Below are 24183 nucleotides of genomic sequence, written 5' to 3'. Positions count from 1 at the left end.
CCCCTGAGTCACCCCCGGTTCAGTCCGGAATCGGGTCCGGGGAACCCTGATCCGTGCTTGGATTGACACATGACCACCGCCCTCACCCGTCCACCGCTTGTCCGCAGCAGCGACCGCGTCATCGCGGGCGTATGTGCCGGCCTCGCGGCGCATCTGGGCTGGCCGGTGAAAAGCGTGCGGATCGGCATGGCGCTCGCGACCCTCGCCGGTGGCGCCGGGTTGGCCTTCTATGCGTGGCTGTGGATCATGGTCCCCACCGCCGACGAAAGTGCCCGGCGCAATGCCAGGCGTCCGGCGTCGCCCATTGCCCCGGCCGTCAGCCTTGACCCGGCATTCAGCGCTGGGCCGCCCTCGCCGTCGCCGTACCAGGGCTCGCCCGCGGCCGCTCCCTGGTGGGGAAATCCCGACGCCGATGCTTTCGCCCCGGAGGGTGTTTCCCGCAGCGGGCCCGGTGCAGGCTACGGGTCGAGCTACGGGGCCGCCGTGCGGCCGCCGTGGTTCCGGGTCCGCAGAATGCGCTACGGCAAGGAAATGCTGCTGGGCGCCGGCCTCCTCCTGGTGGCGGGCATCATGATTGCCCAGCTCCTGGGCGTGGACGTGCCACTGGAGACCCTCATCCCCGCCGCTGCCGTGCTGGGCGGTGCAGCCATCGCCTGGATGCAGCTCGACGAAACCCGCCGCGCGGGCCTCGTGGACAAGACCAAAGCCGATCAGGCAGGCGGCTGGGCGCGCCTGGCCGCCGGGTTGGCGCTGGTGGTTGCCGGCGTGCTGGTGATGGTGTCCGGCTCCGGATCGTGGGAACAGACCTGGCTGGCACTGCTGGCATCGGTGGCCGTGCTGGGCGGCGTGGTCCTGGTGCTGCTTCCGTGGGCACTCAAATTCTGGCGGGACCTGGAAACGGAGCGTGCGGGCCGGATCCGTGAAACGGAGCGCGCCGAGATCGCGGCCCACCTGCACGACTCCGTCCTCCAGACCCTCGCCCTGATCCAGCGGCGGGCGGGAAACGAGCACGACGTCGTCCGGCTCGCCCGGGCCCAGGAACGCGAACTCAGGAGCTGGCTGTTCCAGGACCCGGGTAAGGAGGCGGGCCAGCTTTCGGACCGTATCAAGGCCGTGGGTGCCGAGGTGGAAGACGCCCTCGGCAACGCCGTGGAGGTGGTGAGCGTCGGGGATACGGCCATGACCGAATCCCACGAGGCGCTGGTCCAGGCCAGCCGTGAGGCGATGCTTAATGCCTCCCGGCACGGCGGCGGAACCGTCTCCGTCTACCTGGAAGTTTCCGACGGGCATACAGAAATCTTCATCAAGGACAGGGGGCCGGGCTTCGACCTGCAGGATGTTCCCGAAGACCGGCTCGGCGTCCGCGAGTCGATCATCGGACGCATGAAACGCCACGGCGGGACCGCTTCCATCACCAGCACGTCGGACGGCACCGAGGTACGGCTGGGAATGCCGGCGCTCCAAACGGACAACGCGGAAGGGAAATCATGAACAACCTACAGGGGACCGGGCCCATCCGCCCCGCGCAGTCGGTCCGGGTGGTGATCGTGGACGATCACGCCATCTTCCGCTCGGGACTCAAGGCCGACCTGGATGAGAGCATCCAGGTCGTAGGTGAAGCGGCCACGGTTGAGCAGGCCATAGCCGTGATCGCGCAGGCGCGTCCGGAAGTGGTGCTCCTGGACGTGCATTTGCCGGGCGGCCTCGGCGGTGGCGGCCGGGAGGTCATTGCGGGTTCCGCGGCGCTCCTGGGCACCACCAAGTTCCTGGCCCTGAGCGTCTCCGACGCCGCCGAGGACGTGGTGTCGGTCATCCGCGCCGGCGCCCGCGGGTATGTCACCAAGACCATCTCCGGGGCCGAGATCACCGACGCCGTGTTCCGCGTGGCCGGCGGCGACGCCGTGTTCTCGCCCCGGCTGGCCGGCTTCGTGCTGGATGCGTTCGGCACCGCCCCGGCGGACATTGCTGACGACGAACTGGACAGGCTTTCCGCCCGCGAGCTCGAAGTGATGCGGCTGATCGCCCGCGGCTACAGCTACAAGGAGGTGGCGAAGGAGCTGTTCATCAGCATCAAAACCGTGGAAACCCACGTATCAGCGGTACTGCGAAAGCTCCAGCTCTCCAGCCGGCACGAGCTGACCAAATGGGCCGCAGAACGCCGCCTCCTGTAAGACGCTCTCTCACTTCCTGTGGCTTAAACCGGAACGCTCTATCACTCTCCTAAAGAAAGTGATAGAGCGTTTGGTTTTTTCTTGCAGGAAGTGAGAGAGCGTGCCTACTTGGCCTGGCCCAGGAAGCCCTGGAGGCGGGCGACGCCGGTGGCCAGGTCCTCGTCGCCCAGGGCGTAGGAGAGCCGCAGGTAGCCTGAGGGGCCGAACGCCTCACCCGGCACCACTGCCACCTCAACCTCATCCAGGATCAACGCCGCCAGTTCGGCGGAGGTCGACGGCGTTGCGGTGCCTGCCGCCGTCGGGAATTCCTTCCCCAGCAGCGCACGGACGTCCGCGTAGACGTAGAACGCACCCTTCGGCGTCGGGCATTCAACACCGTCGATCGCGTTCAGGCCGGCAACGATCGCCTTGCGGCGGCGGTCAAACGCCACCTTCATCTCGTCGACGGCGGTCAACGGTCCGGAGACGGCGGCGAGGGCTGCAATCTGCATGATGTTCGAAACGTTGGAGGTGGCGTGTGACTGCAGGTTGGTGGCCGCCTTGATGACGTCGGCCGGGCCGATCATCCAGCCCACACGCCAGCCGGTCATCGCATATGTCTTGGCGACACCGTTAAGTATGACCACTTTGTCGCCCAGTTCAGGGGCTGCCGTGGCGATGGAGGTGAACGGGACGCCGTCGTACGTCAGGTGCTCGTAGATCTCGTCGGTGACCACCCAGAGCCCCTTGGCGGCGGCCCACTTGCCGATCTCGGCCACCTGCTCCGGGCTGTACACGGCGCCGGTGGGGTTGGACGGCGAGACAAACAGCAGGATCTTGCTCTTGTCCGTCACAGCGGCCTCAAGCTGCTCAACCGTGACCAGGTAGTCCTGCTCAGGTCCGGCGAACACCTCAACGGGGACACCGCCGGCGAGCCTGATGGCCTCCGGGTAGGTGGTCCAGAACGGCGTGGGAACAATCACTTCGTCGCCCGGATCCACCAGCGTGGCGAAGGTGTTGTACACGGCCTGCTTGCCGCCGTTCGTCACCAGGACCTGGGACGGATCCACGGCATAGCCGGAGTCGCGGAGAGTCTTCTGAGCGATGGCCTTTTTGAGCTCCGGCAGGCCGGCGGCGGGGGAGTAGCGGTGGTACTTGGGCTGGCTGGCGGCCTCGATGGATGCCTTGACGATGTAGTCCGGGGTGGGGAAGTCCGGTTCCCCTGCCCCGAAGCCAATAACCGGCCGGCCAGCTGCCTTCAGCGCCTTGGCCTTGGCATCAACAGCCAGGGTTGCGGATTCGGCAATTGCGGAAATGCGCTTGGAAACGCGGGCGGCAGACATGGCGGGGTCCGTTCTTCGCTTGCAGCCGGGAGGGCTGAATGGTGGAATTCGACGTGATCTACTCTATGCTGTTCAGCGGATCGTTCGGGCTGCCGGCGTGGATGTGACTGCAGGTCAACTCAGCCACCAGGGCGGATTGGACGGTCCGGAATGAGGCCGGTTCGACGTAGACGAAGTTGTTGCGTAGACTGGTTCTCCGGTGTTGAAAACACGGATGATGACGTGCGCCCCAGTGAAAACTGCGGAAGTTTGTTATGGTGCTGTTTTCGATCCATAGGGTAGTGGCGCAATTGGTAGCGCAGCGGTCTCCAAAACCGCAGGTTGCAGGTTCGAGTCCTGTCTGCCCTGCGCAAGCTGTTCCGGCGGAATACCGGAGCAAGCGCAGCAACCATGGTTCTGATCAGGACCGGGTAATCCAACATTGCAAAGATGAGCGAGGACCAGGTGACCGAAACAGCTGCCAGCAGCTCCAAGGGCCGCCCAGCTAAGAAGGACGCCAAGGCAAACTTCTTCGCTCGTATTGCACTCTTCATGCGCCAGGTCATCGGCGAACTGAAGAAGGTTGTTGCACCAACCCGCAAGGAACTGATCAATTACACGCTCGTGGTGCTGGTGTTCGTGGCCATCATGATGGTCATCGTCAGCGTGCTGGACATCGGTTTTGGAACCGCGGTCAGCTGGGTCTTCGGCGGGATCGCTCCCGGGGACCGCTAAGGCAAAATCGTCCGCAGGCCGTGTGGCCTTGTCCGGGTAAACCGGAAGAATCCACGCGGTGTGCGGAATTGAGCCATTTAAATAGGCATGTTAGGCAATGAGGAAGCAGGAGACCAAGTGTCTGAGCAGGAGCTCGAGGTAACCGAGACTGAGCTGGAAGAGTCCACGGACAACACGGCGGCCCCCACGGCTGAAGCCGGTGAAGAGTCCGAGGTTGAGTCCGCTGCGCCCGATTCCGCCGAGGTTGACCCCGCCGACGATTCAGACGATTCAGAGGATGCCGATTCAGAGGGTGACGCCGTAGAAGGCGAACCTGCTGAGGGCGACTCAGCGGGCGACGACGCTGATGCAGACGCCTTGGCAGCCGCGGCCGCCAAGGCCGAGGTTGACCCCGCCGACGAATTCAAAGCCAAGCTGCGCCGCCAGGAGGGTGACTGGTACGTCATCCACTCCTACGCCGGCTACGAAAACCGCGTCAAGGCCAACCTTGAGACCCGCATCCAGACCCTGGACATGGAAGACTACATCTTCGAAATCCAGGTGCCCATGGAAGAGGTCGTTGAGATCAAGAACGCTCAGCGAAAGGTCATCAACCGCGTCCGGATCCCCGGCTACGTCCTGGTCCGCATGGACCTGACGGATGCCTCCTGGGGCGCCGTCCGCCACACTCCCGGTGTTACCGGCTTCGTGGGCAACGCCCACAACCCGGTGCCGCTGCGCCTCGACGAAGTCTTCTCCATGCTCGCGCCGGTCTTCGAAGAAGAGCAGGCCGAAAAGGGCAAGCCCGTCAAGCACGCTGCCGCCCAGATCGACGTCGACTTCGAGGTCGGCGAGTCGGTCATCGTCAAGGAAGGTCCGTTCGAGACCCTCCCCGCCACGATCTCCGAGATCAAGGTGGAATCCCAGACCCTCGTGGTGCTCGTGTCGATCTTCGAACGCGAAACCCCGGTCACGCTGGCATTCAACCAGGTCAGCAAGATCTAGTTACCCGCACAGAATTCGTTCCGGACTGCCCGCTTAGCAGCCCCGGAACGGCCGGTCGCCTCGCCACGGCGGCCAACAACCTGAGGCACGCTCCTGTGTCCCAGGAAGATATTGAGAGAAGGACCTTACATTGGCTCCCAAGAAGAAGGTCACCGGCCTCATCAAGCTGCAGATCCAGGCAGGCGCCGCTAACCCGGCCCCGCCGATCGGTCCTGCGCTTGGCCAGCACGGTGTCAACATCATGGAATTCTGCAAGGCGTACAACGCTGCCACAGAAGCCCAGCGCGGAAACGTTATCCCCGTGGAAATCACGGTCTACGAAGACCGTTCCTTCACGTTCATCACCAAGACCCCGCCGGCTGCAGAGCTCATCAAGAAGGCTGCAGGCGTTGCCAAGGGTTCACCCACCCCGCACACCGTCAAGGTTGCCAAGCTGACTCAGGCCCAGGTCAACGAGATCGCCACCACCAAGATGGAAGATCTCAACGCCACCAGCCTCGAAGGCGCAGCGAAGATCATCGCCGGTACCGCCCGCTCCATGGGTATCACCGTAGAAGGCTAATAGCCTTCACCGTCGGGAAACCGGCACCACTGCCGGACAACCGGCACAAACCGTAATGCCGCAGGATCCTTGCAGGATCCTCGGCTGTGGCAGGGCCCAGCGCGGTCCGCAGACCACAACTGCACAAGGAGAAATAAGCAGCATGGCAAAGCGCAGCAAAGCATATGAGGCAGCAGCCGCCAAGATCGACGCGGAGAACTTCTACGCGCCGTTCGAGGCAGTAACGCTCGCCAAGGACACCAACCCGTCCAAGTTCGACGCCACCGTTGAGGTTGCCTTCCGCCTGGGCGTTGACCCTCGCAAGGCTGACCAGATGGTCCGCGGCACCGTTATCCTGCCCCACGGCACCGGTAAGGTCTCCCGCGTCCTGGTCTTCGCAACGGGCGACAAGGCTGAGGCAGCAATCGCTGCCGGCGCCGACTTCGTTGGTTCCGATGACCTGATCGAAAAGATCGCAGCCGGCTGGACCGACTTCGATGCCGCCGTTGCCACCCCTGACCTCATGGGCAAGGTTGGCCGTCTTGGTAAGGTCCTGGGTCCCCGTAACCTGATGCCGAACCCGAAGACCGGCACCGTGACCGCAGACGTGGCCAAGGCTGTCAACGACATCAAGGGTGGCAAGATCGACTTCCGCGTCGACAAGCACTCGAACCTGCACTTCATCATCGGCAAGGTCTCCTTCGACGCCATCAAGCTGGCCGAGAACTACGCAGCAGCACTGGAAGAGGTGCTTCGTTTGAAGCCGTCCGCTTCCAAGGGCCGCTACATCCAGAAGGCCACCGTGGCCACCACGTTCGGTCCCGGCATCGCCGTCGACCCCAACGTCACGAAGGTTCTGACCGAGGTCTAGTCCTCAACAGCACTTCGGCCGGGTTATCCCGGCACATCTTGGGACCGTCCGGCACTGCGCCGGGCGGTCCTTTGGTTTAACCCCAATAGCCCTGGGCCAAACGGCCCCCGTCCCGCCCTCGACCAAACCGTACGGATGGCTAAGATGGGGAATGACCGGTCAGCAGCTGATGATCACCGCAGTCGCCATTCCTTCAGCGCTCGATGCCGGGACAGACCACAGTGCCGGCGGCACCGGCGGCGTGATGGACTTCCACGAGTGCCACGCCTTGCGCGAGAAGCACGAGCTGGAGAAATGGGGCGACCTGGACCGCTGCCCCACGGCCATGGAGAGCCTGGAATACTGGCGCGGCAATGAGTATGAGGAACGCCGGCTCTTCATTGCACGGCTGGGCCAGCACACCGTGGGAACCTGCTCCGTAACCCTGCCCCTGCGTGAAAACACGTCCACGGCAGGGATCATGGTGGACGTGTCGGCAGCCTTCCGGCGGCGGGGTTGGGGCCGCCGGCTGCTGGAGCACGCCGAGGCTGTGGCCGCGGACAGCGGCCGCACTTCCCTGGATGCCTACTGTGAGCTGCCCGCCGGGACGGTGGAGAATGCGGTCCGGCTGATCCCCGCCAAATCGGGCTCGGGCGGGCTCCCCGCAGATGACCCTGACGTGGCCTTTGCAGCCGGTGCCGGCTACGAACTCGAGCAGGTGGAGAGGTCCAGCCGGCTCACGCTGCCGGTCCCGGCGAACCAGCTCGACGCACTGGAGACGGAGACGTCTTCGCGGGCAACCGGCTACGCCCTGGTGGGCTGGTCTGATACGTGTCCTGACGAACTCGTGGCTGAATACGCAGTCCTCAAGAACCGCATGAGCACGGATGTCCCTATTGCCGGCCTGGACTGGGAAGCCGAGGACTGGGACCCTGCCAGGGTCCGGCAGGAGGAGCAGGCGAACAGTCGCAGCGGCGTGCAGTGCCAGGTCGCAGCGGCGCTGCTCAGGCCTACGGGCAAGCTCGTGGCCTACACGGTCCTGAACTGGCGGCCGGGCATTCCTGCGAGCATTACCCAGCAGGACACCCTGGTCTCTTCCGGGCACCGCGGCAAGAGGCTGGGATTGCTGATCAAGGCCACGAACCTCCGCGCCGCCCAGCATCGATGGCCCGCGGCGCGGTCGGTGCTTACATGGAACGCCGTGGAAAACCGGCATATGCTGGCGATAAATAATTTGCTTGGATTCAAACCTGCTGGTTATGAGGGCGAATGGCAGAAACGGCTGGGATGACGCACCTTATGGCAGAAGACGTACGGATAGAGCAGCTGTGGATCCCGGACACCCTGGACGCACCTGACGCAGTGGATTTCCTGGCTGCCATAGAGGTGGGCCGCAAAGTCCGGATGCAGACCTGGGGCAGCGACGATCTCGCATACACGCCGCTGGAGAAACTCCTGGAGCTGGCCGATCCCTATGAGCGCCAGGTCATCCTGGTAGCCAAGGCCGGGGAGCAGATCATCGGTACGGTTGACATTGCCTTGCCGCTGACCGACAACCTGGACATGGCGGAGTTCACCCTGGACATCCTGCCGGAATTCCAGCGCCAGGGAGTTGGCCGCAAGCTGCTCCTCGCGGCTGAACACCTGGCACGCAGCGAGGGCCGCACGCTGATCCTCGTTGACACCAACCATCCCGGCGCGTCCCTGCACGAGTTCGAGACGGCCCAGCTGGTGCCGGGTTCAGGCCAGGGCTTTGTGCCGTTGGACAGCCGGGAAGTCGAATTCGCGCGCCGGACCGGCTACACACTTCAGCACATCGAGCAGTTCAGCTCCTGTGCACTGCCGCTGGACACCAAACTCGTGGCCGATCTCCAGCTCGAGGCCGATGAAGCCAATAACGGGCGGTACCGGCTCCATCACTGGACGGACCGCTGCCCGGATGAGTGGCTGGAAGCCGTGGCCGTGCTCGAGAACCAGGCGGGCGCCGACGTCGACCCTTCCCTTGAGACTCCCGTTGAGCAGGACATGGTGTTCGACGGCGGCATCCTCCGCGAGGCGGAAGAGGTCACCGTCGCGCAGGGGAGGCGGACGGTGGTCACCGCCGTCGAGCATCTGGCCACCGGGGCCCTGGTGGGCCTGACCACCATCAGCGTCCTGGCCCACCGGCCCGATGTGGTGTTCCAGGACGACACCCTGGTCCTACAGGAGCACCGCGGGAACAAGCTGGGACTGCTGATCAAGGTAGCCAACATGGAGCGGCTCACTGAACAGTTCCCCGATGCCCGGGTGATCTACACCTGGAACGCGCCCGAGAACAGGTACCTGCTGACGGTCAACCAGCAGCTCGGCTTCACCACCGCCGGCGTGACCGGCATCTGGCAGAAAGAGCTCCCGTACCTGGGTACCAGTAAGAGCTGAGGCCGATTTGGTGGTCCGGCGGCCCGTCCCGTAAGCTTGAAGGACCAAAGACCGTCGGTTGTTGGAAATCCACTCTCCTGAAGGCAGCTCAACTCTGTAGTTGTGTGCGGGAGGCCAAGTGTATTTCTGGACGAAGGACCCTGAACATAGGGCGGCCGGCGCAGGTGAACGAAGCAACGCTCCACAGCGAAAGCCGTGTTGAGCCAAGCCCCGTGCATCTGCGCGGGGCGTTTTTTCGTTTTAGCTCATCTGAGCGGGGACCGTCGCATACCGGCACTATCCCCGGAAGGAGGGTTATGGCAACGCCTACAAAGGTTTCAGCAGTAGCTGAGATCGCTAACGATTTCAAGGAATCGAACGCCGCTGTCCTGACCGAATACCGTGGGCTCACCGTTGCACAGCTCAAGCAGCTGCGTGTTTCTCTCGGCCAGGACACCAAGTTCTCGGTCGTCAAGAACACCCTGACCGCCATTGCAGCCAAGGAAGCCGGTGTCGAAGCATTCGACGGCCAGCTTGCCGGCCCCACTGCAATCGCGTTCATCAAGGGTGACGCAGTTGCAGCTGCCAAGAGCCTGACGGATTTTGCCAAGGCCAACAAGCAGCTGGTCATCAAGACCGGTTACTTCGAGGGCAAGGCACTGAACGCCAGCGAAGTTTCTGCACTGGCAGCGCTCGAGTCCCGCGAGCTGCAGCTCGCCAAGGTTGCAGGCATCCTCAAGGCTCCTGCTGCCGCCGCTGCACGCACGATTGACGCACTGCGCCTCAAGCTTGAGGAAGCGAACGGTGCACCGGCAGCTGCCGGGGCTCCCGCCGCTGAAGAAGCTCCTGCCGCAGACGAAGCCCCCGAAGCAGTTGCAGAAGCTGGTGTTGAGGCACCCGCCGAGGCACCCGCTGCCGAAGAGAACTAGTTTCTCTTCACCCACCAGACTCCGGTGTGAAGGCAATGGCCCAGGCCGCCAAGCACCACCTATAGGAAGGACGCCACACCATGGCGAAGCTCACCAACGAAGAGCTCATTGAAGCTTTCAAGGAACTGACCATCATCGAGCTCTCCGAGTTCGTCAAGCTCTTCGAAGAGACCTTCGAAGTTACTGCAGCTGCAGTTGCTGTTGCTGGCCCCGCCGGTGGCGGCGCAGCTGAAGAAGCTGAAGAGCAGACCGAATTCGACGTTATCCTCGAATCAGCTGGCGAAAAGAAGATCGCAGTGATCAAGGAAGTTCGCGCAATCACTTCCCTGGGTCTGAAGGAAGCTAAGGACGTTGTTGACAGCGCCCCCAAGGCTGTCCTCGAAGGCGTCACCAAGGAAGCTGCCGAAAAGGCAGTCGAGCAGCTCCAGGCTGCCGGCGCAACCGTTACCCTCAAGTAACTCACGCCGCTTCACGGAAAACCCCGTCCACTTCGGTGGGCGGGGTTTTCCTGCATTTAACCAAAGTAGGTCGCGCTAACTGTCGTTATGAGCGCTCATAACGACAGTTAGTGCGACCTACTTGCGTGTGGTGCCTAATTCGGCTCGGAGATATCGGCGACGACGGCGCCCAGTGCTGCGGTGAGCGCATCGGCGTCCACAAATGCGCTGTAGCCGTGTTCGCCGGCGCCCATGGAGATCCGGCGGCCGGCAATGGTGGCGTCCGCGTATACCGGCCAGGCGGTGGTGCTGCCGAGCGGGGTGATGGTCCCGCGTTCGTAGCCGGTCGCACCAAGCGCCACGTCCGCGGGCGGCAACGAGAGTTTGTTGACGCCCACCAGGGTCCGCAGTTTTGGCCAGGAGATCTGCCGGTCACCCGGAATCAGCGCGAACAGGAACGTTCCGTCCTTGTGCTTGACCACCAGGGACTTCACGATGTCCGCTGGCGTGATGCCCAGGATCCCGGCCGCCTCCTCGAGGCTCCGCGCGGCCAGCCGCTCCACAAGTTGCACGTCCAGTCCGCGCGCGGCGGCGTCAGCGAGGAAGCGCTGACGTCCGACGGCGGCGCTCCCGTTGTCGGCCTGCCCCACCATCAGTTCGTGCCCGCCATCAGTCGCGGTACAGCAGCAAGGCTTCGCCCTGACCGCCGCCGCCGCACAGCGAAACCGCGGCCTTACCGCGGCCACGCCGTTTAAGTTCATGGGCCGCGTGGAGCGCCAACCGCGCACCGGACGCCCCGATCGGGTGGCCCAAGGCAATGGCGCCGCCGTGGATGTTGCACTTCTCCAGAGGGTAGTCCAGGTCCTTCAGCGACTGCACCGCGACCGAACCGAAGGCTTCGTTAATTTCGATGAAGTCCAGGTCCGCGGTGCTCCATTCCGCCCGCTGCAGTGCGTTCATGATCGCGTGGGAAGGCTGCGAATGCAGGGAATTGTCCGGACCCGCAACCTGTCCGGGCTTCCCCACCACAGCCAGGTATTCCAGGCCGTTCTCCTCCGCGAAACGGCGCGATGCCAGCACCAGTGCGGAGGCGCCGTCGGACAGGGGAGAAGAATTGCCTGCGGTGATGGTTCCGTCGCTGACAAAGGCCGCCCGCAGCCCGGCCAGGGACTCGATGGACGTGTTGGGCCGTACGCCTTCATCGGCGGAGACAACGATGGGATCGCCCTTGCGCTGCTTGACGCTGATGGGTGCGATCTCGTCGTCGAAGACGCCGTTCTTCGCCGCCAGCGCCGCACGCTGGTGCGAGTGGGCGGCCACGTTGTCCTGCGAGGTCCGGTCAATGCCCAGGGTCAGGTTCTTGGTTTCGGTAGAAAGGCCCATGGACTGGCCGTCGAACGCATCCGTGAGGCCGTCGTGCGCCGCGACATCCAGAGCCTGGATGGCGCCATAGGTCCAGCCCTGGCGGGAACCCGGCAGTAGGTGGGGCGCACGGGTCATGGATTCCTGACCGCCGGCCACCACCACCGTGGCGTCGCCGCTGCGGATCATCCTGGCGGCGTCGATCACCGCGGTCAGCCCGGACAGGCACACCTTGTTGATGGTGACCGTGGGAACGTTCCAGCCGATTCCCGCTCCGATAGCGCTCTGGCGTGCGGGGTTCTGCCCGGCGCCGGCCTGCAGTACCTGGCCCATGATGACGGCGTCCACTTGGCCGGCCTCCACGCCGCTCGCGGCAATCGCGGATCTGATCGCGTGCGCTCCGAGTTCGACGGCGGTGAAGCTCGCCAGTTGCCCGTTGAGCCGGCCCTGCGGGGTGCGCGCACCGGCCAGGATGACCACGTCAGTGTTGTCGTTGGAGTTGCCCATTGTGATCTCTTCCGCTCTGAATCGATGTACTTCCAAGGCTACCGTGAGGCATGTCACCTATTTATCCAAACGCCGCAGGGGCGCCGATGATTCCATTCGTGCGGGCCGTGGCCACTAGGGGAGAACTACCCATCCGCCGGATGTGCGCGTGGTCGCGGTGGTGCGTAGGGTGGACGGCGAAGACGAAAGCAACAGAGCAACGCAAAACAGGGAGCAGCATCTTGAAGAAAATCCTCGCCGCGGCAGCCATGGCCAGCCTCGCCGGACTCACCGCCTGCAGCGTTGCCACTCCTGCGCCGGACAGCACTTCATCCACAGCAGCCCCGACTGCGTCCACGTCCGCACCTTCCACCGCGTCGCCGTCGCGCTCTTCCAGTCCTTCAGCAGCGCCCCAGGCCGGCGGTGTTAAGGGAGCCTGCGAGACGTTCAACTCGCTCTACGCCGACTACAAGGCCATCCAGGACGATTCCAACGCCTACGAGGACATCTACTTTGCCGCGCAGGACGCCAAGGATACGGTGTCGGGGAACCTGGTGGGACTGTTTACCTCGCTCAGCGTCCTCGCGCTTGACCACTCCACGGCCGCGAAAAGCGGCGGTGATCCCGAGCAGGGTTCCAAGGATGGTGTGCGTGATGCTGTCTTCGCAAACGCCCAGGCCTGCACGGCTGAGGACGTTACGCTCCGGCTCTGATGCCGCTTCCGGTATTAAAAAAACAGTGCTTGCAATAAGTCCGGTTGTGGGGTAGACACGTAATTGGTTTTGCCGTATCGTAGATATTTGCGTCTTCCCTGTTTACCTTCAGCCTTCATATAGCGGTGGGCTTTGCCTGGCAGCTGACCATCAACGTGCCGTCAACAACGTCATTGTATGGAAAGCCCCGGCCCGGGTCATATAGCGGAACCGGATGGTAGCACTGCGGAGTCATTCCGCAGGGTGCACAGCGGGGGAGATCTGAAAACGCCTGAAGGTCTGTGGAAGGATCCCTCTTGGTCGCCTCGAGCACCTCTAATAACGAAACCGCTAACACCGCCGACAGCACTGATGGTGCCACTCGCCGGCTCTCATTCGCAAAGATTCACGAACCGCTGGACGTTCCGAATCTCCTTGCCCTGCAGACGGACAGCTTCGACTGGCTGGTCGGAAACGAACGCTGGCAGGCGCGCGTAGCGAAGGCCGTCGAAGAAAACGATCTCAGCGTCGCCACCTCGTCCGGACTGTCGGACATCTTTGAAGAGATCTCCCCGATCGAGGACTTCCAGGGCACCATGTCCCTGAGCTTCTCCGATCCGGAGTTCGCTGACCCGAAGTACACCATGGCCGAGTGCAAGGACCGGGACGCAACGTACTCGGCACCGCTGTACGTCAAGGCCGAGTTCATGAACAACAACACGGGCGAAATCAAGCAGCAGACCGTGTTCATGGGCGACTTCCCCCTCATGACGGAGAAGGGCACCTTCGTCGTCAACGGCACCGAGCGTGTGGTCGTCTCCCAGCTGGTCCGTTCACCGGGCGCCTACTTTGAGCGCACCGCCGACAAGACCAGTGACAAGGACATCTTCACTGCCAAGATCATCCCGTCCCGCGGTGCATGGTTTGAACTCGAGATCGACAAGCGCGACCAGGTCGGCGTTCGCCTCGACCGCAAGCGCAAGCAGTCCGTCACCGTTCTGCTGAAGGCCCTCGGCTGGACCGAAGGCCAGATCCTCGAAGAGTTCGGCCAGTACGACTCCATGCGTGCAACGCTGGAGAAGGACGCCACCGAGACCCGCGAAGACGCGTTGCTGGACATCTACCGGAAGCTGCGACCGGGCGAGCCGCCCACAGTCGAGGCTGCCCAGTCCCTCCTGGACAACCTGTACTTCAACTCCAAGCGCTACGATCTGGCCAAGGTTGGCCGTTACAAGATCAACCGCAAGCTTGGCATCGACCGCTCCCTTGGCGACAAGGAAGCTTCGGTCCTGCACGTTGAAGACATCGTGGCCATGATCAAGTTCCTGGTTGCCCTGCACGCCGGCGAGAAGACCCTCACGGGCAAGCGCGACGGCCAGGACCACGAGCTGCGCGTTGAGATCGATGACATCGACCACTTCGGCAACCGTCGTATCCGCGCCGTCGGCGAGCTCATCGAGAACCAGGTCCGCACCGGCCTGTCCCGCATGGAGCGCGTTGTCCGCGAGCGGATGACCACCCAGGACGTCGAGGCCATCACGCCGCAGACACTGATCAACATCCGCCCTGTCGTTGCAGCCATCAAGGAGTTCTTCGGAACTTCCCAGCTGTCACAGTTCATGGACCAGAACAACCCGCTGTCGGGTCTGACCCACAAGCGCCGTCTGTCCGCGCTTGGCCCGGGTGGTCTGTCCCGTGACCGCGCAGGCATGGAAGTTCGAGACGTTCACCCGTCCCACTACGGACGTATGTGCCCCATCGAAACCCCTGAAGGCCCGAACATTGGCCTGATCGGTTCGCTGGCATCCTACGGCCGCATCAACCCGTTCGGCTTCATCGAGACTCCTTACCGTCTCGTCGCTGAAGGCGTTGTCTCCGATGAGGTCCAGTACCTCACGGCCGACGACGAGGCAGAGGTCCTGATCGCACAGGCCAACGCTCCGCTGGATGAGAACAAGAAGTTCGCCGAAGAGACCGTCCTGGTCCGCGCCCGTGGTGGTGGAGGCGAGCCTGTGCTCGTTCCCGCCGGCGAGGTCGAGTTCATGGACGTTTCCCCGCGCCAGATGGTGTCCGTGGCTACGGCCCTGATCCCGTTCCTCGAGCATGACGATGCTAACCGCGCACTCATGGGTGCCAACATGCAGCGCCAGGCCGTGCCGCTGGTCCGTTCCGAGGCCCCGTTCGTGGGTACCGGCATGGAGCGCGCCGCAGCCGTCGACGCCGGTGATGTCACCATTGCGAAGAAGGCCGGTGTGGTTACCGAGGTCTCCGCTGAGCTCGTCATCATGCTCAACGACGACGGTACGGAAACCAACTACCGCATCAACAAGTTCGCACGCTCCAACCAGGGCAACTGCTACAACAACCGTGTCCTGGTGAACGAAGGCCAGCGCCTCGAGGTCGGCGGCATCATCGCCGACGGTCCGGCAACGGACCAGGGCGAACTCGCCCTTGGTAAGAACCTGCTCGTGGCATTCATGTCATGGGAAGGCCACAACTTCGAGGACGCCATCATCCTCTCGCAGCGCATTGTTGCCGAGGACGTTCTTTCCTCCATCCACATCGAGGAGCACGAGATCGATGCCCGCGACACCAAGCTTGGTGCCGAGGAAATCACCCGTGACATCCCCAACGTGTCCGAGGAAGTCCTGGCAGGCCTGGACGAGCGCGGCATCATCCACATCGGTGCCGAGGTTGAAGCCGGCGACATCCTGGTCGGAAAGGTCACCCCGAAGGGTGAAACCGAACTGACCCCGGAAGAGCGCCTGCTGCGCGCCATCTTCGGTGAGAAGTCCCGCGAAGTGCGCGACACCTCCCTGAAGGTTCCGCACGGCGAGTCCGGCACCGTCATCGGCGTCCGCGTCTTCGACCGCGACAACGACGACGAGCTGCCCCCGGGCGTGAACCAGTTGGTGCGCGTCTACGTGGCCGCCAAGCGCAAGATCACCGACGGCGACAAGCTCGCCGGCCGTCACGGCAACAAGGGCGTTATCTCCAAGATCCTCCCGATCGAGGACATGCCCTTCCTTGCCGACGGTACCCCCGTTGATATTGTCCTGAACCCGCTGGGTGTTCCGGGCCGTATGAACGTCGGCCAGGTGCTGGAAACGCACCTCGGCTGGGTTGCCAAGACCGGTTGGAAGATCGAAGGCGAGCCCGAGTGGATGAAGCAGCTGCCGAACCTGCCGCGCGAGAGTGGCCAGACCACTGTTGCAACGCCGGTGTTCGATGGCGCCCGTGAAGAGGAAATCACGGGCCTGCTCGACTCCACCAACCTCACCCGCGACGGCGACCGCCTGATCAACTCCTCAGGCAAGACCCGCCTCTTCGACGGCCGCTCCGGCGAGCCGTTCCCGGATCCGATCTCGGTCGGCTACATGTACATCCTGAAGCTCCACCACCTGGTGGACGACAAGATTCACGCCCGTTCCACTGGCCCGTACTCCATGATCACGCAGCAGCCGCTGGGTGGTAAGGCACAGTTCGGTGGCCAGCGCTTCGGTGAGATGGAAGTGTGGGCGCTCGAAGCTTATGGCGCCGCGTACACGCTCCAGGAACTCCTCACCATCAAGTCGGATGATATCCACGGTCGTGTCAAGGTCTACGAAGCAATCGTCAAGGGCGAGAACATCCCCGAGCCGGGCGTTCCTGAGTCCTTCAAGGTCTTGATCAAGGAAATGCAGTCGCTGTGCCTGAACGTGGAAGTACTCTCCACGGACGGAACCACAATTGAAATGCGTGACTCTGATGACGCAGTCTTCACGGCTGCGGAAGAACTGGGCATCGATCTGTCTCGTGCAGAGCCCAGTTCCGTAGAAGAGGTTTAGCAGGTTGATGTCCGACGGCGGGTGACCACCCGCCGTCGGACATCACCTCCCTCTTCCCGTAACCAAGACTTCAGAATTTAGAGAACAAGAGAGAACAGGGACCATATGTCCAGCGAATCCTCCTTCGGCCTCATGCAGATCGGCCTCGCCACCGCGGATGACATCCGTGGCTGGTCTTACGGCGAGGTTAAGAAGCCGGAAACCATCAACTACCGCACGCTCAAGCCCGAGAAGGACGGCCTCTTCTGCGAGAAGATCTTCGGCCCTTCCCGCGACTGGGAATGCTACTGCGGTAAGTACAAGCGCGTGCGCTTCAAGGGCATCATCTGCGAGCGGTGTGGCGTTGAAGTCACCCGTGCGAAGGTCCGCCGTGAGCGCATGGGCCACATCGAGCTGGCCGCCCCGGTCACGCACATCTGGTACTTCAAGGGTGTTCCGTCCCGCCTGGGCTACCTCCTTGACCTGGCACCGAAGGACCTCGAAAAGGTCATCTACTTCGCTGCCTACATGATCACCAGCGTCGACGCCGACAGCCGCCACGAGGAACTGCCCAACCTTCAGGTTGAGCACGACATCGAGAAGAAGCAGCTGATCGACAACCGCGACTCCGACATCGCCACGATCGCCCGTGACCTCGAAAACGAGATCGCGCGCCTCGAAGGTGAAGGTGCCAAGGCTGCCGACAAGAAGAAGGCCCGCGACTCCGCGGACCGTCAGATGGCCAACGTGCGTAAGCGTGCCGACGCCGAGATCGAACGCCTCGAGCAGGTCTGGGACCGTTTCAAGAACCTGAAGGTCGCAGACCTCGAAGGCGACGAAGGCCTCTACCGCGAGCTGCGCGACCGCTACGGCATGTACTTCGAAGGCTCCATGGGTGCCGAAGCGATCAAGAAGCGTCTTGAGAACTTCGACATGCAGGCCGAGTCTGACCTGCTGCGCGACATCATCGCCAACGGCAAGGGCCAGCGCAAGACCCGCGCCCTGAAGCGCCTGAAGGTGGTCAACGCGTTCCTGACCACCAACAACAGCCCGCTCGGCATGGTGCTGGACGCCGTCCCGGTGATCCCGCCGGAACTGCGCCCGATGGTCCAGCTGGACGGTGGCCGCTTCGCGACCTCCGACCTCAACGACCTCTACCGTCGTGTGATCAACCGCAACAACCGCCTCAAGCGCCTGCTTGACCTCGGTGCCCCGGAGATCATCGTCAACAACGAGAAGCGCATGCTTCAGGAAGCTGTTGACAGCCTCTTCGACAACGGCCGTCGCGGCCGTCCGGTCACCGGTCCTGGCAACCGTCCGCTGAAGTCCCTGAGCGACATGCTCAAGGGCAAGCAGGGCCGTTTCCGCCAGAACCTCCTCGGCAAGCGCGTTGACTACTCCGGCCGTTCGGTCATCGTCGTCGGCCCGCAGCTGAAGCTGCACCAGTGTGGTCTGCCCAAGCAGATGGCACTGGAGCTCTTCAAGCCGTTCGTGATGAAGCGCCTGGTTGACCTCAACCACGCACAGAACATCAAGTCGGCCAAGCGCATGGTTGAGCGTTACCGTCCGCAGGTCTGGGACGTGCTGGAAGAGATCATCACCGAACACCCGGTGCTGCTCAACCGTGCACCCACCCTGCACCGCCTTGGCATCCAGGCGTTCGAACCGCAGCTTGTGGAAGGTAAGGCAATCCAGCTCCACCCGCTGGTTTGTGGCGCCTTCAACGCTGACTTCGACGGCGACCAGATGGCAGTCCACCTGCCGCTGAGCCCCGAGGCCCAGGCTGAGGCACGCATCCTGATGCTGTCCTCGAACAACATCCTGAAGCCGTCCGACGGCCGTCCGGTCACCCTGCCTTCGCAGGATATGATCATCGGTCTCTACCACCTGACCACCAAGCGTGTCGGTTCAGCTGGCGAAGGCCGCGTCTTCTCCTCGGTTGCCGAAGCCATCATGGCCTACGACCTCCGCGAGCTGCACTTGAACTCGCAGGTCAGGATCCGTCTCGAAGGCTTCGTTCCGTACGCGGGCTGGGAAGCTCCGGAAGGCTACGAGCCGGGTCAGACCGTGCTCGTCCAGACCTCCCTTGGCCAGGTCATCTTCAACCAGACGCTGCCAGCGGATTACCCGTGGGTTGAGAACGTTGCGGACAAGGGCGAACTGTCCACGATCGTCAACGATCTCGCCGAGCGCTACCCGAAGGTGGTCACGGCGGCAACGCTGGACAACCTGAAGGATGCCGGTTTCTACTGGGCCACCCGCTCGGGCGTTACCGTCGCTATCTCGGACATCGAGGTACCCAAGGACAAGCCGAAGATCCTGGCCGGTTACGAAATCATGGCTGCCAAGATCCAGGGCCAGTACGACAAGGGCCTGATCGACGACGACGAGCGTCGCCAGGAACTGATCGAGATCTGGAACAAGGCAACGAACGAGATCGCCCAGGTGATGCGTGACAACCTGTCGCCGATGAACACCATCAACCGTATGGTGTCCTCCGGTGCACGTGGTAACTGGATGCAGGTTCGTCAGATCGCGGGTATCCGTGGCCTGGTGGCCAACCCTAAGGGTGAAATCATCCCGCGTCCCATCAAGTCCTCCTACCGCGAGGGCCTGTCGGTGCTGGAATACTTCATCGCCACGCACGGTGCCCGTAAGGGTCTGGCTGACACCGCGCTGCGTACCGCCAACTCGGGTTACCTGACCCGTCGTCTGGTGGACGTGTCGCAGGACGTCATCGTCCGCGAAGAGGACTGCGGCACCGAGCGCGGCCTGGTTACGCCAATCGCCGTGCCGGACGCCAACGGCGAGCTGGTCCTGGACGAGAACGTCGAGAACAGCGCCTACGCCCGTACGCTCGCTGTTGACGTTGTGGACTCCAAGGGCAATGTCCTTGCAGCCGGCGGCACCGACTGCGGCGACGTCGTTATCGCTGAGCTGTTCGCAGCCGGCATCACCGAGGTCAAGGTCCGCTCTGTACTCACCTGTGAGTCCAGCGTCGGCACCTGCGCCCTGTGCTACGGCCGTTCGCTGGCAACCGGCAAGACCGTGGACATCGGCGAGGCTGTCGGCATTATCGCCGCACAGTCCATCGGTGAGCCCGGTACCCAGCTGACCATGCGTACGTTCCACACCGGTGGTGCTGTTTCCGCTACCGGTGGAGAAGACATCACCCAGGGTCTGCCCCGTATCCAGGAGCTCTTCGAAGCCCGTACTCCGAAGGGTGTCGCACCGATTGCTGAAGCAGCCGGCCGCATCGCCATCGAAGAGTCCGAGCGCCAGATGCGCCTGGTCATCACTCCGGATGACGGCTCTGAAGAGATCGCCTACCCGGTACTGCGCCGTTCACGCCTCCTCATTGAGGATGGCGAGCACGTCACAGTAGGCCAGAAGCTCATCAACGGTCCGGTGGATCCCAAGCAGGTTCTGCGCATCATGGGTCCCCGTGCCGCGCAGAAGTTCCTGGTGGACGAGGTCCAGGGCGTGTACCGCAGCCAGGGCATCGGTATCCACGACAAGCACGTCGAGGTTATCGTTCGCCAGATGCTGCGCCGCGTCACGGTCATCGAGTCCGGCGAATCGGACCTGCTCCCCGGCGAGCTCGCCGAGCGCAGCCGCTTCGAGGAGGCCAACCGCCGCGTTGTGTCCGAGGGCAAGACTCCGGCTTCCGGACGTCCTGAGCTCATGGGCATCACGAAGGCGTCCCTGGCCACCGAGTCCTGGCTGTCGGCAGCTTCCTTCCAGGAGACCACCCGCGTCCTGACGCAGGCGGCCATGGAAGGCAAGAGCGACCCGCTGCTCGGCCTCAAGGAGAACGTCATCATCGGTAAGCTGATCCCGGCCGGCACGGGTCTCCCGCGCTACACCGAGGTCACCGTGGAGCCCACTGAGGAAGCGAAGGCCAACCTGTTCACCGGCCCCAGCGCATTCAGTGACTTCTCGTACGACTCCCTGGGCGGCGACGGAGCTCCTGAGTTCCACGCCATCCCGCTGGATGACTACGATCTCGGCAACGATTTCCGCTAGTCGATTGCATTGAAAGGCCCCGCTTCCACTCTGTGGAGGCGGGGCCTTTCGTCTACACCCGATTCAGGGCCCGGGTCCAGCCGTGCTAAACTTTGTGTAATTGTTCTGTGTGGCAGTGGATGAAGGCCGCCGCAGCATCATTTTGGTTTTGTTCTCATGATGCTGGGTGGAGCTTGTTTCCGGGTTGCGGGTAAGGTGCGCAACGAATGCCACGCTTTTGCACGCCTACGCAAGTTTCCAGAGGCCGCAGCTGCAAGGAGCAACGCCAAAACCATTGTGTTCAGGCTGGCGCCTGAGCGTGAAGGTAGAGATCAAACCAACGGAGAACACGAGAGTGCCTACGATTAACCAGCTGGTCCGCAAGGGCCGCACGCCTAAGGTCAAAAAGACCAAGGCTCCCGCGCTTAACGGCAGCCCGATGCGCCGCGGTGTTTGCACCCGCGTTTACACCACCACCCCCAAGAAGCCGAACTCGGCTCTTCGTAAGGTTGCACGTGTGCGCCTCAACGGTGGCGTTGAAGTTACCGCTTACATCCCCGGTGTAGGCCACAACCTGCAGGAGCACTCCATTGTGCTCGTTCGCGGCGGTCGCGTGAAGGACCTCCCCGGCGTTCGCTACAAGATCGTCCGTGGCGCCCTCGATACCCAGGGTGTGAAGAACCGTAAGCAGGCACGCAGCCGTTACGGCGCAAAGATGGAGAAGAAGTAATATGCCTCGCAAGGGTCCGGCCCCCAAGCGGCCGCTCGTACTAGATCCCGTTTACGGCTCCCCGCTGGTTACCCAGCTGATCAACAAGGTGCTGGTTGACGGTAAGAAGTCCACCGCAGAGCGCATTGTTTACGGTGCCCTCGAAGGCGCCCGCGCCAAGTCCGGCGGCGACCCCGTAGCAGCCCTCAAGAAGGCCATGGAGAACGTCAAGCCTTCCCTCGAGGTCCGCTCACGCCGCGTTGGTGGCGCTACGTACCAGGTTCCGGTTGAGGTCAAGCCGGGCCGCTCCACCGCCCTCGCCCTGCGTTGGCTGGTTGGCTACTCCAAGGCCCGCCGTGAAAAGACCATGACCGAGCGCCTCCAGAACGAAATCCTGGATGCCTCCAACGGTCTCGGTGCCGCTGTGAAGCGTCGCGAAGACACCCACAAGATGGCCGAGTCCAACAAGGCCTTCGCACACTACCGCTGGTAATACTTCCCGGACGCCGCCGGCTCGACTGAGCCGGCGGCGAACGCGTAGTCCATCCGAAAGGGAGACACCGTGGCACAGGACGTGCTTACAGACCTTAGTAAGGTCCGCAACATCGGCATCATGGCTCACATCGATGCTGGCAAGACCACCACCACCGAGCGCATTCTGTTCTACACAGGTGTGAACCACAAGATCGGCGAAACGCACGACGGCGCTTCGACGACTGACTGGATGGAACAGGAGAAGGAACGCGGCATCACCATCACGTCTGCCGCCGTGACCTGCTTCTGGGACAACAACCAGATCAACATCATTGACACCCCCGGCCACGTTGACTTCACCGTCGAGGTTGAGCGCTCACTGCGCGTCCTCGACGGCGCCGTTGCCGTGTTCGATGGTAAAGAAGGTGTCGAGCCCCAGTCTGAGACCGTTTGGCGCCAGGCTGACAAGTACAACGTTCCGCGTATCTGCTTCGTCAACAAGATGGACAAGCTCGGCGCTGACTTTTACTACACCGTAGACACGATCATCAGCCGCCTCGGTGCCAAGCCGCTTGTTATGCAGCTGCCGATCGGTGCCGAGAACGACTTCACCGGCGTTGTCGACATCCTGGAAATGCGCGCGCTGGTCTGGCCGGGCGACTCCAAGGGTGACGTCACCATGGGTGCCAAGTACGAGGTCCAGGAGATCCCCGCGGATCTGCTGGAGAAGGCCAAGGAATACCGGGCTGCCCTCGTTGAGACGGTGGCTGACGCTACCGAAGAGCTCATGGAGAAGTACCTCGAGGGTGAAGAACTCACCGTCGAGGAGCTCAAGGCCGGCATCCGCAAGATGACGATCAACTCTGAGCTCTACCCGGTCTTCTGTGGCTCCGCGTTCAAGAACCGCGGCGTTCAGCCGATGCTTGACGCCGTGGTTGACTACCTGCCGAACCCGCTCGACGTCCCGCCGATGATCGGTCACGATCCTCGCGACGAAGAGAAGGAACTCACGCGCGCGCCTTCCTCCGAGGAGCCGTTCTCGGCTCTGGCGTTCAAGATTGCTGCGCACCCCTTCTTCGGCCAGCTCACCTTCATCCGCGTGTACTCCGGTCACGTCGAAGCGGGTGCTCAGGTGGTCAACTCCACCAAGGGCAAGAAGGAGCGCATCGGCAAGCTGTTCCAGATGCACGCCAACAAGGAAATGCCTGTTGAGGGCGCTACCGCCGGCCACATCTACGCAGCGATCGGGCTGAAGGACACCACCACGGGCGACACCCTGTGTGACTCCAGCAACCAGATCGTCCTCGAGTCCATGAGCTTCCCGGAGCCCGTGATCTCGGTTGCCATCGAACCGAACACGAAGGGTGACCAGGAGAAGCTCTCACTGGCTATCCAGAAGCTCTCCGCTGAGGACCCGACCTTCCAGGTCTCCCTCAACGAGGACACCGGTCAGACCATCATCGCCGGCATGGGCGAGCTCCACCTGGATATCCTGGTGGACCGCATGCGCCGCGAATTCAAGGTCGAGGCCAACGTCGGCAAGCCGCAGGTCGCTTACCGCGAAACCATCAAGAATGTTGTTGCGCGTCACGACTACACGCACAAGAAGCAGACCGGTGGTTCGGGTCAGTTCGCAAAGATCCAGATTGCCATTGGGCCGCTGGACACTTCCGAGGGCGAGCTGTACGAGTTCGAGAACAAGGTCACTGGTGGCCGTATTCCGCGCGAATATATCCCGTCGGTTGACGCCGGTATCCAGGATGCACTGAATGACGGCGTCCTGGCCGGTTACCCGGTTGTTGGCATCAAGGCGACGCTGATTGACGGCGCTTACCACGATGTTGACTCTTCGGAAATGGCGTTCAAGATCGCCGGCCGTATGGCTTTCAAGGAAGCCGCACGCAAGGCGAACCCCATCCTGCTCGAACCGCTGATGGATGTAGAGGTCCGCACCCCTGAGGAATACATGGGTGAAGTAATCGGTGACCTCAACTCCCGCCGTGGCCAGATGCAGTCCATGGAAGATGCACAGGGTGTCAAGGTCATCCGTGCGCACGTCCCGCTGTCCGGCATGTTCGGCTACATCGGTGACCTGCGTTCCAAGACCCAGGGCCGCGCTGTGTACTCCATGACGTTCCACAGCTACGCCGAGGTCCCGAAGGCATTTGCCGACGAGATCATCCAGAAGAACCGCGGCGAGTAGTCTTTCCGACTTTCGCAGCAAAAAACTCGGGTGCGTTTCCGGTTGACGGAAGCTCACCTGGTGCAGGTGGCCGGGTCCGGTCAAGCCGGGCCCCGGCCATC

19 protein-coding genes and 1 tRNA gene are annotated in these 24183 nt (G+C 62.8%); 17 read left to right on the top strand and 3 right to left on the bottom strand.

Annotated elements, in window-relative coordinates; genetic code table 11:
• Positions 1 to 69: 69 nt before the first annotated feature.
• Positions 70 to 1491 carry an ATP-binding protein gene (locus tag NG696_RS16690; RefSeq protein WP_252569541.1) on the top strand — a complete coding sequence of 474 codons (1422 nt, stop codon included), beginning with the start codon at positions 70 to 72 and terminating at the stop codon, positions 1489 to 1491.
• The gene (locus NG696_RS16685) at positions 1488 to 2171 is read left to right on the top strand and encodes a LuxR C-terminal-related transcriptional regulator (protein WP_252569539.1); all 684 of its coding nucleotides are present in this window, start codon (positions 1488 to 1490) and stop codon (positions 2169 to 2171) included. Before NG696_RS16690 ends, NG696_RS16685 begins: the two co-directional genes overlap by 4 nt.
• Before the next feature lie 104 nt (positions 2172 to 2275).
• On the opposite strand, the gene NG696_RS16680 is transcribed toward NG696_RS16685, so the two are convergent.
• Positions 2276 to 3493, bottom strand: a complete 1218-nt coding sequence (locus NG696_RS16680) for a pyridoxal phosphate-dependent aminotransferase (protein WP_252569536.1) — start codon at positions 3491 to 3493, stop codon at positions 2276 to 2278.
• A 275-nt stretch (positions 3494 to 3768) separates the two neighbouring features.
• Here NG696_RS16680 and NG696_RS16675 point away from each other — a divergent pair.
• From NG696_RS16675 to rplL, 9 genes are all read left to right on the top strand, one after another.
• A tRNA-Trp gene (locus tag NG696_RS16675) sits at positions 3769 to 3841 on the top strand.
• An 81-nt stretch (positions 3842 to 3922) separates the two neighbouring features.
• Positions 3923 to 4207 carry a preprotein translocase subunit SecE gene (gene secE, locus NG696_RS16670; protein ID WP_252569533.1) on the top strand — a complete coding sequence of 95 codons (285 nt, stop codon included), beginning with the start codon at positions 3923 to 3925 and terminating at the stop codon, positions 4205 to 4207.
• 117 nt (positions 4208 to 4324) lie between these two features.
• Positions 4325 to 5191, top strand: a complete 867-nt coding sequence (gene nusG, locus NG696_RS16665; RefSeq protein ID WP_252576188.1) for a transcription termination/antitermination protein NusG — start codon at positions 4325 to 4327, stop codon at positions 5189 to 5191.
• A 130-nt stretch (positions 5192 to 5321) separates the two neighbouring features.
• Positions 5322 to 5753 (top strand): 50S ribosomal protein L11, encoded by a 432-nt coding sequence (gene rplK, locus NG696_RS16660; RefSeq protein WP_024365990.1) that lies wholly within the window; start codon positions 5322 to 5324, stop codon positions 5751 to 5753.
• Between the two features lie 142 nt (positions 5754 to 5895).
• Positions 5896 to 6603 (top strand): 50S ribosomal protein L1, encoded by a 708-nt coding sequence (rplA, locus tag NG696_RS16655; protein ID WP_111906643.1) that lies wholly within the window; start codon positions 5896 to 5898, stop codon positions 6601 to 6603.
• A gap of 151 nt (positions 6604 to 6754) precedes the next feature.
• Positions 6755 to 7873, top strand: a complete 1119-nt coding sequence (locus tag NG696_RS16650) for a GNAT family N-acetyltransferase (RefSeq protein ID WP_252576187.1) — start codon at positions 6755 to 6757, stop codon at positions 7871 to 7873.
• Between the two features lie 8 nt (positions 7874 to 7881).
• Positions 7882 to 9000, top strand: a complete 1119-nt coding sequence (locus NG696_RS16645; protein WP_252576186.1) for a GNAT family N-acetyltransferase — start codon at positions 7882 to 7884, stop codon at positions 8998 to 9000.
• Between the two features lie 296 nt (positions 9001 to 9296).
• Positions 9297 to 9908, top strand: a complete 612-nt coding sequence (gene rplJ, locus NG696_RS16640; RefSeq protein ID WP_252569521.1) for a 50S ribosomal protein L10 — start codon at positions 9297 to 9299, stop codon at positions 9906 to 9908.
• 80 nt (positions 9909 to 9988) lie between these two features.
• Positions 9989 to 10366 (top strand): 50S ribosomal protein L7/L12, encoded by a 378-nt coding sequence (gene rplL, locus NG696_RS16635; protein ID WP_056344416.1) that lies wholly within the window; start codon positions 9989 to 9991, stop codon positions 10364 to 10366.
• Positions 10367 to 10500: 134 nt separating this feature from the next.
• Here the strand turns inward: rplL and NG696_RS16630 are convergent, their stop codons facing one another.
• Both NG696_RS16630 and NG696_RS16625 read right to left on the bottom strand, forming a co-directional pair.
• A complete protein-coding gene (locus tag NG696_RS16630; RefSeq protein ID WP_252569519.1) occupies positions 10501 to 10998 on the bottom strand; it encodes an aminoacyl-tRNA deacylase in 498 nt (165 codons plus the stop codon).
• Positions 10999 to 11014: 16 nt separating this feature from the next.
• A complete protein-coding gene (locus tag NG696_RS16625) occupies positions 11015 to 12214 on the bottom strand; it encodes an acetyl-CoA C-acetyltransferase (RefSeq protein ID WP_252576185.1) in 1200 nt (399 codons plus the stop codon).
• Between the two features lie 221 nt (positions 12215 to 12435).
• Here NG696_RS16625 and NG696_RS16620 point away from each other — a divergent pair, with 221 nt between their 5' ends.
• From NG696_RS16620 to fusA, 6 genes are all read left to right on the top strand, one after another.
• Positions 12436 to 12906, top strand: a complete 471-nt coding sequence (locus NG696_RS16620) for a hypothetical protein (RefSeq protein ID WP_252576184.1) — start codon at positions 12436 to 12438, stop codon at positions 12904 to 12906.
• A gap of 296 nt (positions 12907 to 13202) precedes the next feature.
• Positions 13203 to 16712, top strand: coding sequence for a DNA-directed RNA polymerase subunit beta (gene rpoB / locus NG696_RS16615; protein ID WP_252569511.1), 3510 nt, complete (start codon positions 13203 to 13205; stop codon positions 16710 to 16712).
• Between the two features lie 105 nt (positions 16713 to 16817).
• Positions 16818 to 20717 carry a DNA-directed RNA polymerase subunit beta' gene (locus NG696_RS16610; RefSeq protein ID WP_252576183.1) on the top strand — a complete coding sequence of 1300 codons (3900 nt, stop codon included), beginning with the start codon at positions 16818 to 16820 and terminating at the stop codon, positions 20715 to 20717.
• 334 nt (positions 20718 to 21051) lie between these two features.
• Positions 21052 to 21426, top strand: coding sequence for a 30S ribosomal protein S12 (rpsL, locus tag NG696_RS16605; protein WP_011692814.1), 375 nt, complete (start codon positions 21052 to 21054; stop codon positions 21424 to 21426).
• 1 nt (position 21427) lies between these two features.
• Complete coding sequence (rpsG, locus tag NG696_RS16600; RefSeq protein WP_011692813.1) at positions 21428 to 21898, top strand: 30S ribosomal protein S7; 471 nt, start codon at positions 21428 to 21430, stop codon at positions 21896 to 21898.
• Positions 21899 to 21967: 69 nt separating this feature from the next.
• Entirely contained in the window at positions 21968 to 24082 is a 2115-nt protein-coding gene (fusA, locus tag NG696_RS16595; protein WP_252569506.1) for an elongation factor G, read from the top strand.
• The last annotated feature ends 101 nt before the right edge of the window (positions 24083 to 24183 follow it).

Origin of the sequence: Pseudarthrobacter cellobiosi (genome assembly GCF_023913755.1) — a bacterium.
Taxonomy (GTDB): Bacteria; Actinomycetota; Actinomycetes; order Actinomycetales; family Micrococcaceae; genus Arthrobacter; species Arthrobacter cellobiosi.
The sequence above is the reverse complement of the archived record's forward strand: the minus strand, read 5'-3'. Positions and strand labels throughout refer to the sequence as shown.